Here is a 12,289-nt window from a genome sequence, read left to right on the forward strand (position 1 = left end):
CTATGATAGATACCTGGTTTGACAAGCTTATGCGCATCTTGGAACCTCGCAGCGGAACAGCCGTTGTCGGGCGGTTTGCAATGGTTGTGTGCCTTATCGCCCTCGTGAACCTAGGCTTTATGCAGGCGTATGGGCTGTCGCACCTCGTGACGCCGCTTTATTATATATTACATGCGGTATTTGTGGGCGGGCCTTTTGTTTTATTTGCCCTCGCCGTCATCGTTTTTCAGATCCAATTGCAGCGCAAACTATCGTTCTTGTCACGCAAAGATGGGCTAACGGGGCTCAATAACCGGCGCACTTTTTTGGAACAGACTGACAGCCGACGTAAAGATTGCAAACATGGGGTGCTCTTGCTTATTGACGCCGACAATTTCAAGCGCATCAACGATACATATGGGCATCAAACAGGCGATCTTTGCCTGAAACGCATCGCCGAAACGCTTCGTAAAAATGTGCGCCACGATGATATCATTGGCCGGGTTGGCGGTGAGGAATTTGCTTTATTCTTGCGCAACACATCGCTTGAACAAGCACGCGCCGTTGGTGAACGCCTGACAAAACCCATCATATTTCGCCCCGCTAATAGGAGTAGCGCGCGCGATCTACGGGTCACACTTTCGGTCGGTGCGGCGATGAATTTTGCGGATCAACCGTTGGAAACATTGTTCGCCCGCGCCGATCAAGCCTTATACAAGGCAAAAGCGGACGGGCGCGCACGGCTTGTCGTGTGGACAGAGCTGCTACCTATGCACTGATTTAGTCAGTCGTTGACGTAACGATCACTTCAACCCGGCGATTTTCTTGACGCCCAGCTTCCGTCAAGTTGGAAGCAATCGGGGCCAAATACCCCATGCCTTCCGCCGCGAGTTGCGCGCGCGCAACCCCATAGTCAGAAACCAGTCGCTCCATCACAGATCCCGCACGCCGTTTAGAAAGCGCAATATTTGCATCAAGCGATCCGGACGCATCGGTATGCCCGACAAGCGCGACTTCGCGATCCGGATGGTCCGCGAGATAGTCTGCCAGCGCCTGTAGCGAACCCATATTGCCAGCCGCCAATTGTGACGACCCGGTTTCAAAGGTTAAATCTGCCAAGATCGCGTGACCGCTCTCCCCAAGCTGATCCGCGAGACTGCCAGTGTTAACTTGCTCGATTGCACCCAGTGCCGGTCCCACGGCGACCGTGGCCAGCTTCGCTGTCTGGGTTTCAGGTCCGACATGCACGACTTGCACAAATCCTGCTTGCGCGGTTCGGGTGACCAACAAGGTCAGTTGTTCGGGGCCATCCGCCCCAATCCGCACCGCCGACAAGAATCGGAAATCACCGATGTTGATCCGCATTTCTGGTGGCGGCAGTGTCATCGTGCCAAAACGAAAATCAAAGCCACCACAGGCCTCTGTCTGACATTCGAACACAATCTGATAGCGGTCATCACGCACCTGATCACGCAAGGGGCGCAGCAGTTGCAAAGTCGTAAGCCCCTGCGTGTCGATCCGCCATGCCTGTTTGGTCACGGTACCTTCGACCGTTTCGACGGGCAAAACGCCGTTCGCCCAGATATCGACGGGCATTGCATAGCTATCTAAGGCAGAAATACTCTGCGTTTGTAGCGTCGCATTGCTGGGGAATTGTAGTGTTTCAGCACCGCCCGCCGTCCCCAAGGCCCACAGCAAACAAGTACCCGCTGTACACCAGCTGGGAACTAAGGTCGCGATGGGGCGTAGGATACAATTCAACAGGTTACTCCGGCAACATCCGATAGTGGTACTGTCCCACAGGGGTCATGCCAAGGGACGTATAAAGCGCATTTGCGGCCACGTTTTCTTGGGTTGTCACGAGCGTGAGATAGGCCGCGCCCTGCGCCTGCGCCCAATGTGCCGCCGCAATCGTCAAATCCCGCGCAAGCCCTTTGCGGCGGTGCGCAGCTGAAACCTCAAGTGCGTGGATCATCGCACAATCCCCCGCAATTGCGACATAAACACTGCCTGCGGGCGCATCACCGACTCGGCCAAGAAGCGTCACCTTGGGATCGCGGGCGCGGTCCATAATCGCGATCCGCCCCGGCCCGATCCCACCTTGCGCCCAAATCTCAACCTGCACCGCCAGCGGCGGCCAAGCCGCAAAACTGCGCTCCGGGTCGCGTGGGTGCGCGATATCCGCTACCGCAGCGGCGTACATATGCACTGGGTCTTTGATCACATATCCGCGTTCAGCCAACATAGCATCAAGCCGTTCCTCGCCCGCACGGATCATAAAAAGCGGGCGCTGCCCGCCGTCAATCATCGCCGCTTGGGCGATTGCGATGTCGGTTTCTTGAAAAGATTGCTCTGCGGTTGCGGCATTGACCCGACTGCTATTGCTATCGTCAAGCCGGACGGTCCAAGGGCCCAGAGCCTGTTTCACGGCGGCGGGCCAGGTCCCCTCGATTACCGCATATAGCTTTCGTGCATCTGGAAAACTCATGCAGAAAACACCTTCTTTAGCGCTATAAACGCCGAATCAAGCTGCACAATATCGCTTCCACGCAGCACAAGATTGGTACCATATTGGCCATCTTTTTGAAACGGGTAGGACCCGACAGAAAGATCGCTGTGCTGTTCTGCAAAGGCGGTCAAGCGCGCGGCAACATCCCCTTCGCCTTGCATCAATGGCAAGGTGCGTGACTGCAATGGCGCGCCACCTGTCATAGCCGGCAGAATGCTTGCGACCATGGCCTGAAACACCGACGGCACCCCTGCCATGACATGTACGTTGCCCAACGTAAATCCGGGGGCAACGCTGACAGGGTTATCGATGAGCACGGCCCCATCTGGAATGCGGGCCATGCGCAACCGCGCGGCGTTCAGCTCCTTGCCGGACGCATCATAATGCGCCTGCAGCAAGGCCCTTGCATCGTCGCGCACGTCAATAGGGCGCTCAAATGCGGCCGCGATACAGTCAGCGGTAATATCATCATGGGTAGGGCCGATGCCCCCGCTTGTGAAAACATGGTCATGCCCGTCCGACAATGCGCGCACAGCCGCGATAATCGCCGGGCGATCATCGCTGACCACGCGGACTTCACGTAGGTCGACACCGACAGCAGTTAACTCCCCCGCAAGGTGATGCATATTCGCATCGCGCGTGCGCCCAGACAGAATTTCGTCGCCGATCACAAGCATTGCGGCGGTTGGGTTGGGCATTGGCGGTCTCCTAAGGGTGGCGTTCAGATGCGCGCAGCTATCACACGCACATAACCCCTAAGCTATACCCCATATTCATCGCGCAAAAGGTTCTTTTGAACCTTACCCATTGTATTGCGCGGCAGCGCGTCGCGCATGATATAGCGGCGCGGGTGCTTAAACCGGGCCAACTCTGCCGTCACATGGGCCGCGATTTCATCGCTGGTCACCGCCGCCTCGGGTTCAAGAATAACCGCAGCCAGAACCGATTCACCAAAATCGGGATGCGGCACGCCAAAGACGGCGCTTTCCAAAACGCCATCGACATCGTTGATCACATCTTCGATCTCTTTGGGGTAGATGTTGTAGCCGCCAGAAATAATCAAATCCTTTTGACGCCCAACAATGCTTATCCGCCCGTCTTCAGCTGCAACACCGAGATCGCCCGTGATAAAGAACCCGGTCTCGCGCAGCTCTTCGCGGGTTTTTTCGGGCATATTGAGATAGCCCTGAAACACGTTGTCACCGCGCACTTCGATCATGCCAATGTCGCCTGCGGGCACGGGTGCACCAGTATCCGGATCAGTGATGATCACTTCGGTACCCGGTAAAGGATAGCCAACCGTGCCTGCAAGCCGGTCGCCAGCAAACGGGTTTGACGTAATCATATTCGTTTCGGTCATTCCGTAGCGTTCCAAAATACGCTGACCGGTCCGTTGTTCAAACGCGGTGTGGGTTTCCGCTAATAGCGGGGCCGAACCTGAAACGAACAAACGCATGTTCGCGCAAAGTTCGCGGGTCAGGCGCGCATCATCCAACAGGCGCGTGTAAAATGTCGGCACACCCATCAACATGGTAGATTTGGGTAGCTCTGCGATCACCGCGTCTTGGTTGAACGCTTGCATAAACCGCACCTGTGCCCCAGCCAAAAGCGAGGTATTCATCGCCACAAAAAGCCCATGCGTATGGAAAATCGGCAACGCGTGGATCAACCGATCTTTATCCGTGATTTCCCACAGGTCTGTCAGCGAGCGCGCATTCGAGAGTAGGTTTTTATGCGATAACATCGCCCCCTTTGAGCGCCCGGTCGTGCCAGAAGTATACAAAAGCGCGGCAAGATCATCCGGCGCACGTGAGACGGTTTCAAATGATGAGTTTGCCGCATCCCCTGCATCTGCCAGAGTCCCGGATCCATCGGCTGCCATCGTCAAAACGGGAACATCAAAAGCAGCATCAATACGCGCGAAGTCCTTCGTATCGCAGATGATCAGACGGGGCGTCGCATCTTCCGCGAAATAGCTGAGCTCTGACTGCGTGTAGGCGGTGTTTAGCGGTAAATAGACAGCGCCGGCTTGGATCGCGGCCCCGTATAGCGCGATCGTGTCAGCGGTTTTCGGGGCTTGGACCAAAATCCGGTCACCGGGTTGCACGCCAGCATCGCGTAGAACATGCGCCAATTGGGCCACCCGCTGGACAAATCCGGCATAGCTGACCGTCCCACCATCATCGCAATCCATGAACGGCTGCGTGTTGTTTGCGTGTGGCGCGATCAGCGCATCGTAAAGTGTATTTGTCACGCGGTAGGCTCCTTCGGTTTTGTCTGTAGCGACGCCGTTGACAGGTTTTGCACACTGCGCGCGGCGACGAGGGTTGACGCCATAGCGAAATCTTCGTGATTTCGTTCGGTTTGCGTCAAATTGTAAAGATAATTCACCATTGCACCGCTCGATTGCGCCATACCATTGGCAGAGCTATCGGCGCCCGCGTGAATGTCGTGTACCTCTGCGCCATTGCCAAGGTGAAAACGCGTAACCGGATCAAGCGGCATGCCGTCACCGCGCTTGGCAACAAGCAAATAGCGGGCCGCCATCGCGCGAATATCATCTTCGGGGCCATCGCCCGCTAGAATTGCTTGGGCGGCGGCACCGTGGTCAGGATCATCTACTTGGGTCGCAAGCCACTTGTTCAGCCCTGGGATCGGCGACAGGGTCACAAATGTCTCAAGCTGCGGACATTCAAGCGATAGCTCAGCCACCACTTGTTTGATCAACAGGTTGCCAAAGCTGATCCCGGTCAGCCCTTTTTGACAGTTTGAAATAGAGTAGAATACAGCAGATTTTGCCTGATCGGCATCAAGCGGGGTACGCCCTTCGGACAAAAGCTGGTCGATCGAGCCGGGAATATCTTTTGTTAACGCGACCTCTACAAAGATCAGCGGCTCGTCGGGCATCGCCGGGTGAAAAAACGCAAAGCAACGCCGATCCGGGGGATACAAGCGCCGGCGCAAGTCATCCCAATCATCGATTTCATGCACGGCCTCATAGGCGACGATTTTATCCAGAATACGCGCCGGAGTGTCCCAGCTAATCTGCTGCAAAACCAAGAAGCCGCGATTGAACCAACTACGCAACAAATGCGCAAAATCATGGTTCGTGCGTTTCAGATCAGGGTGATCGCGCAACAGCTTCAAAAGATCGACGCGCATCGAAACGAGCGCCGCAGTCGCCCCAACGGGTTGGTTCAACCGCCGCAACAATTCTTGGCGTTTGGGTTCCGCTGCTTGGCTCAGCGTTTTGAACAATTCCGGGGTCGGTTCATTTGCGTATTGCGCAGCAATTTCTGCAATCTTCGCCGCATCAATATCGAGATCGGAATTCAAGTAGTAAAAGAACGCCGTTTTGTCGTCAGCCGTGAGCGCCGCATAGCGTTCTAACACCGTCGCAGCGAGCCGAAAACCGGACACTTCACCTTCCGCTGATAGCAATGCTTGGCAAAGTGCGTAGATGTCGCGCGTGTCATCTTTTCCGTGCAAGGCACCCCGACGGTCAAAGAGTTGCGATAGAATATCCCCGAGAAAGCGATTTCGCTGCATGATAGTCTCCATCAAAGAGTCGCAGCATTAATATCGATATTTTAGCACGTCGTCCATTTAAATCGGCAAAAAATGCGATCAGATATCTAATGCACGGGACAAATAATCACCCGTCAACCGATAATGGCTTAACAAACTTGCCGATGCGCGGTCTTGATCACGCTGAATTGCCGCGTCCAAAATCTCTTCATGCTCGGCGGATACGTCGCGTTTTTGATAGGTTGCGCTTTTGGCTGCAAGATAGCGATACCGAATGTTTAAATCATAGAGCTGAGCACAAAAGCGTTCCAACATAGGGGATTCGCTGTTGGCCAAAAGCGCCATATGAAATGTCTTATGCGCCTCCTCGAACAGTTTCGTTCCCTGACCGCTGGCCCTTTTCATGTGGTGATGGGTTAACACCAATTGCTCTTCCCAGTCTGGCGTCGCATTGGCGATTGACTGGCGCAGGGCCAAATCTTCAAGCGTGCAGCGTAACGCCAGAATTTCAGCAAAATTCGCCTTGCTGGCAGGGGCCGCGCGAAACCCGCGTTGGTCGATACGTTCAACCAACATATCCGATGTCAAAAGGCTCAGCGCCTCGCGTACAGGTGAAGCGCCGGTATTCAGCAAGCCGCGTAGCTGTTCAATTTTCAACTTTTGGCCTGCGGGCAATTCACCTGTTAGGATCATGTCGCGCAGGGTCAGATAGGCACCGTGTGTGGCTGAAGTTTCCTTGACCTGTGTTTCGTCAATCATGGTCATATCGGGACTTTCGCTAGGGTTATGTCAGGTTCACAGTCTTTGTTGAAAGCCCTACCGAGAGGTTCAACGATCCTTCGTTTATCATCCAACGCCGCAAGGTAAAACTCCGCGCGCCGCTTTTGTGCATCGGATCAGCTTCGGCCAATGCGCGGGCTGCTTCCAGATTCGGCGCACGGTAGATAATTAGACCGACCCCTTGCATATGGTCACCCGACTCGTCGGACATCGGACCCGCTAGTGCCAATTGCCCTGCCGCTTCCAACTTTGCCTGATAGGCAAGATGATCAGGCAACGCGGCCTTTACGTCTTCGGGTGCCTTTGCCGGCGTGCTTTGCGCCGCGTAAAGTTCTAGTGCGAGCGCCCCGCGCGCCTTCGCTTCCGATTTATAATCTGCCCAAGCTACCATCGTCATCCCTCCCAAAATATCGATATTTATTGACATCTGATGCGATTGTAGGCAGAAATCTTATGAACTGACAAGGAAGAGATGCATGAAATATCTGGTGGGCAAGACAACGAATGGCACTACAGTGTTCGCTGTCGATGGTGAAAATGCCGTTAATTTAACGGCGTTAAACGCTGAAATTGGCGGTGATCTGATGGGGCTCATCCAGAATCCCGCGCTGATCGAATCAGTTGCAGGTCAGATGGCCGACGCCCCACGCGTTGCAATCGCCGCGATTACACCTGCCCTGCCCGTTGCAGAACCCGGCACCATCATCTGCCTTGGCCTGAACTATACAGACCACATCAAAGAGGGCGGATACGACATTCCCGACTACCCTGCCCTGTTTATGCGTGGCAAAAATTCAATCATGGCCGCTGGCGCGCCGCTTGTGCGCCCGACATGTTCTGAAAAACTTGATTACGAAGCCGAGCTAATGTTCATTGTCGGCAAAGGCGGCCGTCACATTGCAGAGGCCGATGCACTGGACCATGTGTTTGGCTATACCGTTTTTAACGACGGCTCTGTCCGCGATTACCAGCGCAAGACGCACCAGTGGACACCGGGCAAAAACTTTGACGATACTGGCGCGATTGGCCCATTCGTTGTGACACCTGACGAAGTGCCAGAAGGCGCCGCAGGTCTGAAAATAGAAAGCCGTGTCGGCGATGAGATTTTGCAATCCTCCAACACTGGCAACATGATCTGGTCGGTTGCCCAAACCATCGCCACGATTTCACAATACACCACGCTTGAACCCGGCGATTTGATCGCAATGGGCACACCACCCGGTGTTGGTCACGCCAAAAAGCCAAACCCACGTTGGCTTGTCCCGGGCGAAACAGTTGACGTCGAAATCGAAGGTATTGGCATTTGCTCTAACCCCATCATCGACGAGGTTGATCACATTAAAGGGGCAGCGTAATGGCCGCCCCAACAGGTCAAGCACTCGCGGATGCCCGTGCCAAGGCACAAGAAGATCATCGCGCTTTGCGCGGGCGCATCGACCGGTTGTCGGACGATGCCATTGACCTCATCTTGCGCGATGCGCGGTCGCATTATGCGTGGACTGACAAACCGATCCCGGATGGGATGCTCGAAGATCTGTACGACATTACGATCAACGGCCCGACCAGCATGAACACCCTGCCGGCGCGTTTTACTTTTGTGAGGACACCCGAAGGTAAGGCAAAACTGGCAAAGTCGCTCAAGCCCCAAAACGTGGCTAAAATGATGGGTGCGCCCGTCACAGTGATTATTTCGCACGACATGGATTTCTGGAAAGAGCTTCCAAACCTGTTCCCACACGAAGACCGGCGACACCTGTTCGACGGGAAGCCCGAATATTGCGAAGACACCGCATTTCGCAATGGCACGATGCAGGGCGCCTATTTCATGATCGCTGCGCGTGCGCTTGGGCTAGATGTCGGGGCAATGTCAGGGTTCTCAAACGCGATTGTCGACGAGGAATTTTTTACTGGCACCACGGTCAAATCCAACTTTCTGTGCAATATTGGATACGCTGATGAAACCGCGCTGTTCCAAAAGCTACCGCGTCTTGCTTTCGAGCAGGCCTGTAGTTTCGCCTAGGGGGATATTCACATGGCCATCAAATTGAAGACAATCGTAACCTACCGGGCGACGGCGCAATGTCCGACCCACGCGCGTACCGAAATACCGGTTAGGGATCTGAATGTCGTCATTGATGAGCCATTGGAACGGGGTGGGACCAATCTAGGCCCCACCCCAACCGAAATGGCCATGTCTGCATTGATCGCATGCACAAATGTGATCGGCCATAAAAATGCACGTCGCCTGGGTGTGGACCTTGGCGACGTGACGATCGACGCAAATTGCCAGTTCGATCGGCGCGGCGTTCTCATGGAGGATGAGATCGACGTGCCGTTCCCGGCCATTACGCTCACGGTGAACTGCAATACCACTGCCAGTCAGGAGGAGCTGACTACAGTGGGCCTTGAGACCGCAAAATTCTGCGCCATTGCCAAACTATTTGAGGCGGCAGGCACCGATCTAACGGTCAATTGGGTGAAGAGGAACTAGACACTAAACCGGGCTAGACGCCCAAATTTTCTGGGAGGAAAACACATGATTAATTGGACACGGCGCAGCCTTATGGGTGCGGCCCTTGCGACGATGACAGCGATGCCTGTCGCGGCGCAGGAAAGAATTTCGGCTGTCGTCATTGATGGCTATCCAGCGCGCGCACTTTGGGTGCAAGAATTCACCGACTTCTTTATTCCCGAAGTTGACCGCCGCCTTGCTGAGACCGGCAACTATGTGATGGATTGGCAAGAAAACTATGGTGGTTCTATTGTGAAACCCCGTGGTGTGCTTGAAGGCGTGCAGCTTGGTCTTGGCGACATTGGGATCGTCACGACGATTTTCCACTCCTCCAAACTGCCAAGCCAGGGACTCGCTGCGGTTACACCGTTTGTTTCATCTGACGCCCGCGCGGTTGCACAGGCGATTGACGAAATTGCGCGCGAATTCCCTGCTATGCAGAACGAATTTGCCGATCAAAACCAAGTCTATCTCGCGACCGGTGTTGTGCTCGACAGTTATCAGGTTTTCGCGACAAATGAATTGGCTGACATCTCGGGTCTTGAAGGCCTGAAAGTTGCGGGTGCTGGCATGAACTTGCGTTACCTTGAAGGTATCGAAGGCGCTGCTGGTGTGCGTGGTGGTTTGACCGACTTCTACAACATGCTGCAAACCGGTCTTGTTGACGCGGCACAGCTATGGCCAGAAGCCGCGGCAACATTCAAAATCTCAGAAGTCGCACCATACATGCTGCGGACAGATTTTGGTGCGGTGAACTCTAAAACTGTGACTGTGAACCAAGACTATTGGAACGCGCTTCCTGACGAAGTCAAAGAGGTGCTGCAAGCGGTGTCGATTGACTACCGCGATCACCTTGCGGGTCTTGCGATGGACCGCGCAGCCGCCGCCGAAGCTGCCTATGTGGAAGCAGGCGGAACGATCATCGAAGTGTCAGAAGAAGACCGCACAGCATGGGCGAACGCGATGCCAAACATCGCACTTGAGCTGACAGAAACGCTTAACGCGAATGGTGAAGCTGGGACAGAGATGCTCGCCGCATACCTCGCCAAGCTTGAAACCGCTGGCTTTGTCGGCGTCCGCGACTGGACACAGCCTTAATCCCGATCGATCCCTGAAGGGGCCTAGATTATGTTGAAATCTGTACTTACGGGCCTCTCAGGGGTCGCAAATAAAGTGGCGATCATCGCCAATGCCGCTGGAACGGTTTGCGTTCTTGGCTTGGTGGTGATCCTCAATGTCGATGTCATTGCGCGGGGCGTGTTTAATGCCCCGCTCAAGGGCACCTATGAAATCGTCCAGCTATCGGTCGTTTTCATTGTCTTTCTACAGCTTGCTGATGTTGTGCGCGTTGACCGCCTCACCCGCTCTGACGGGTTCCTCAATGTGCTCCACAAGCGTCGCCCTAATCTGACCGCGAATCTGCGCCGGATCATCAATGCCGTATCTGCAATCTTTATGGGGCTTGTAGCGTACATCATGTTCCCTGAATTCATGCACATGTGGGAAACCCAAGACTTTTTCGGCGTGCCCGGCGTATTCACCGCCCCGTGGTGGCCCATTAAGCTCGTGATTGCCTGCGGCTGTGCGTTGTCATGCATCATCTTCGTGCTGAAAGTCATCACCGCCCAAGACCGCCCGCAATTGGTCCGTGCCCCTGAACATAATGAGCCCACCACATGAGCCCTATTGAAATTGGCCTGATTTCGGTCATTGCAATCATCTTCCTGATTTATTCAGGTGTTTATATCCCAATTGCGCTTGGCACTGTGTCGCTGGTGTCCATCTGGCTGATGCGTGACAACTTTACGCTGTCACTGAACCTGCTCAAGGTGGCAGTCGGCGACAGTGCGATGGAATACAGTTTTGCCACCATCCCATTGTTTACCTTTATGGGGCTAATTGTGTCCAAGGCCGGGTTAGGTAAGGACATTTACGAGGTCATGACCATGCGGTTTCGTAAGGTCAAAGGCGGCATTGGCATGGCCACAGTTGGTGCAAACGCAGTGTTTGCTGCGGTAACGGGGTCTTCTATTGCCTCAGCATCCGTGTTCACCAAAGTATCGGTGCCACAAATGATGGCCCAAGACTACAACCCGCGCTTTGCGGTTGGCGTTGTGGCCGGGTCGTCTGTGTTGGGTATGATCATCCCGCCATCCGCGATGCTGATCATCTATTCGTTTGTCGCAGAGCAATCGGTTGGAGATATGTTCCTTGCTGGCGTTATCCCCGGTGTTATGCTCGCCGTCGCCTATGTTGGTGCAATTTGGTTCATGGGGCGCTACACCCCCGATTTTGTCGGCGGGCGCGTTGTTGAAGACACCGAATGGATGACCCGCGGCGAAATCGCATCAAAAACCCTGCCGACATTGGGCCTAATCACTGTTGTTTTGGGCGGCATCTATACCGGCTGGCTTACTGCGGTTGAAGCTGGGGCCGCTGGTGGGTTGGTCGCGCTATGCATCGCGGCGGCGCGCCGCTCCATGTCGCTCAAAACATTTTGGGACGCACTTTTAGAAACCGGTCACATCACAGCCGCGATCTTGTTTTTGATTACCGCAGCGTCCATCTACAGCCGGATGCTGGGCATGGCGGGCCTTCCAAACCAATTGCAAGATCTACTCGCTGGGAACGCAGCCTCGTTTTGGACGGTTATGCTGCTCTATGTGCTGCTGATGCTGTTTCTTGGCACGTTGTTGGACACGGCATCGATCATCTTGATCGTTGTCCCGCTGTTCCTGCCCATGATCGAAGCGATGGACATGTCGCTGATCTGGTTTGGGATCATCACAGTTGTTGGCGCAGAAATCGGGTTGCTGACCCCGCCGCTTGGCATCTCGTGTTTCGTGATCAAATCGACAATCAATGATGATCGCATTTCCTTGATGGATGTCTTCATGGGGGCGCTACCGTTCGCCTTTGTCATGTTGATCGCACTGATGATCCTGATCCAATTCCCAATCCTGAGCCTCGCTCTACTCTAA

At 54.6% G+C, this 12,289-nt stretch carries 14 protein-coding genes; 7 read left to right on the forward strand and 7 right to left on the reverse strand.

Annotated features, from left to right (window positions below; translation table 11 throughout):
• The first annotated feature begins 2 nt into the window (after positions 1-2).
• Positions 3-758: a GGDEF domain-containing protein gene (locus tag DS901_RS10945; protein ID WP_258546703.1), complete on the forward strand. Its 756-nt coding sequence runs from the start codon at positions 3-5 to the stop codon at positions 756-758.
• Between the two features lies 1 nt (position 759).
• On the opposite strand, the gene DS901_RS10950 is transcribed toward DS901_RS10945, so the two are convergent.
• The 7 genes from DS901_RS10950 to DS901_RS10980 all read right to left on the reverse strand — a co-directional run bounded on the left by DS901_RS10950 (position 760) and on the right by DS901_RS10980 (position 7,223).
• Positions 760-1,677, reverse strand: a complete 918-nt coding sequence (locus DS901_RS10950) for an OmpA family protein (protein WP_258546704.1) — start codon at positions 1,675-1,677, stop codon at positions 760-762.
• A gap of 67 nt (positions 1,678-1,744) precedes the next feature.
• The gene (locus tag DS901_RS10955; protein WP_113776971.1) at positions 1,745-2,467 is read right to left on the reverse strand and encodes a GNAT family N-acetyltransferase; all 723 of its coding nucleotides are present in this window, start codon (positions 2,465-2,467) and stop codon (positions 1,745-1,747) included.
• Entirely contained in the window at positions 2,464-3,186 is a 723-nt protein-coding gene (locus tag DS901_RS10960) for a competence/damage-inducible protein A (RefSeq protein ID WP_113776972.1), read from the reverse strand. Before DS901_RS10960 ends, DS901_RS10955 begins: the two co-directional genes overlap by 4 nt.
• A 62-nt stretch (positions 3,187-3,248) precedes the next feature.
• Positions 3,249-4,742 (reverse strand): malonate--CoA ligase, encoded by a 1,494-nt coding sequence (locus DS901_RS10965; RefSeq protein WP_113776973.1) that lies wholly within the window; start codon positions 4,740-4,742, stop codon positions 3,249-3,251.
• On the reverse strand, positions 4,739-6,037 hold the full coding sequence (locus DS901_RS10970; RefSeq protein ID WP_113776974.1) for a malonyl-CoA decarboxylase: 1,299 nt from the start codon (positions 6,035-6,037) through the stop codon (positions 4,739-4,741). Before DS901_RS10970 ends, DS901_RS10965 begins: the two co-directional genes overlap by 4 nt.
• A gap of 78 nt (positions 6,038-6,115) precedes the next feature.
• Positions 6,116-6,781, reverse strand: coding sequence for a GntR family transcriptional regulator (locus DS901_RS10975; protein ID WP_113776975.1), 666 nt, complete (start codon positions 6,779-6,781; stop codon positions 6,116-6,118).
• 19 nt (positions 6,782-6,800) lie between these two features.
• Positions 6,801-7,223 (reverse strand): YciI family protein, encoded by a 423-nt coding sequence (locus tag DS901_RS10980; RefSeq protein ID WP_258546705.1) that lies wholly within the window; start codon positions 7,221-7,223, stop codon positions 6,801-6,803.
• 49 nt (positions 7,224-7,272) lie between these two features.
• Here DS901_RS10980 and DS901_RS10985 point away from each other — a divergent pair, with 49 nt between their 5' ends.
• From DS901_RS10985 to DS901_RS11010, 6 genes are read left to right on the forward strand one after another with little or no spacing between them, the layout of a single operon-like run.
• Positions 7,273-8,151 (forward strand): fumarylacetoacetate hydrolase family protein, encoded by an 879-nt coding sequence (locus tag DS901_RS10985; protein WP_113776976.1) that lies wholly within the window; start codon positions 7,273-7,275, stop codon positions 8,149-8,151.
• Positions 8,151-8,816, forward strand: a complete 666-nt coding sequence (locus tag DS901_RS10990) for a malonic semialdehyde reductase (protein ID WP_113776977.1) — start codon at positions 8,151-8,153, stop codon at positions 8,814-8,816. The genes DS901_RS10985 and DS901_RS10990 overlap by 1 nt, the downstream gene beginning before the upstream one ends.
• 12 nt (positions 8,817-8,828) lie before the next feature.
• Positions 8,829-9,287 (forward strand): OsmC family protein, encoded by a 459-nt coding sequence (locus DS901_RS10995; protein WP_258546706.1) that lies wholly within the window; start codon positions 8,829-8,831, stop codon positions 9,285-9,287.
• Between the two features lie 45 nt (positions 9,288-9,332).
• Positions 9,333-10,406 carry a C4-dicarboxylate TRAP transporter substrate-binding protein gene (locus DS901_RS11000; protein WP_113776978.1) on the forward strand — a complete coding sequence of 358 codons (1,074 nt, stop codon included), beginning with the start codon at positions 9,333-9,335 and terminating at the stop codon, positions 10,404-10,406.
• A 30-nt stretch (positions 10,407-10,436) separates the two neighbouring features.
• Positions 10,437-10,988: a TRAP transporter small permease subunit gene (locus DS901_RS11005; RefSeq protein WP_113776979.1), complete on the forward strand. Its 552-nt coding sequence runs from the start codon at positions 10,437-10,439 to the stop codon at positions 10,986-10,988.
• On the forward strand, positions 10,985-12,289 hold the full coding sequence (locus DS901_RS11010) for a TRAP transporter large permease (RefSeq protein WP_113776980.1): 1,305 nt from the start codon (positions 10,985-10,987) through the stop codon (positions 12,287-12,289). Before DS901_RS11005 ends, DS901_RS11010 begins: the two co-directional genes overlap by 4 nt.

The sequence above is a fragment of the Loktanella sp. D2R18 genome (genome assembly GCF_003318235.1).
Lineage (GTDB): Bacteria > Pseudomonadota > Alphaproteobacteria > Rhodobacterales > Rhodobacteraceae > Yoonia.

Coding starts and splice junctions, on each gene's coding strand:
- DS901_RS10945 (WP_258546703.1), top strand. CDS start 3: ATGATAGATACCTGGTTTGACAAGCTTATGCGCATCTTGGAACCTCGC.
- DS901_RS10955 (WP_113776971.1), bottom strand. CDS start 2,467: ATGAGTTTTCCAGATGCACGAAAGCTATATGCGGTAATCGAGGGGACC.
- DS901_RS10960 (WP_113776972.1), bottom strand. CDS start 3,186: ATGCCCAACCCAACCGCCGCAATGCTTGTGATCGGCGACGAAATTCTG.
- DS901_RS10970 (WP_113776974.1), bottom strand. CDS start 6,037: ATGCAGCGAAATCGCTTTCTCGGGGATATTCTATCGCAACTCTTTGAC.
- DS901_RS10975 (WP_113776975.1), bottom strand. CDS start 6,781: ATGACCATGATTGACGAAACACAGGTCAAGGAAACTTCAGCCACACAC.
- DS901_RS10980 (WP_258546705.1), bottom strand. CDS start 7,223: ATGTCAATAAATATCGATATTTTGGGAGGGATGACGATGGTAGCTTGG.
- DS901_RS10985 (WP_113776976.1), top strand. CDS start 7,273: ATGAAATATCTGGTGGGCAAGACAACGAATGGCACTACAGTGTTCGCT.
- DS901_RS10990 (WP_113776977.1), top strand. CDS start 8,151: ATGGCCGCCCCAACAGGTCAAGCACTCGCGGATGCCCGTGCCAAGGCA.
- DS901_RS10995 (WP_258546706.1), top strand. CDS start 8,829: ATGGCCATCAAATTGAAGACAATCGTAACCTACCGGGCGACGGCGCAA.
- DS901_RS11000 (WP_113776978.1), top strand. CDS start 9,333: ATGATTAATTGGACACGGCGCAGCCTTATGGGTGCGGCCCTTGCGACG.
- DS901_RS11005 (WP_113776979.1), top strand. CDS start 10,437: ATGTTGAAATCTGTACTTACGGGCCTCTCAGGGGTCGCAAATAAAGTG.
- DS901_RS11010 (WP_113776980.1), top strand. CDS start 10,985: ATGAGCCCTATTGAAATTGGCCTGATTTCGGTCATTGCAATCATCTTC.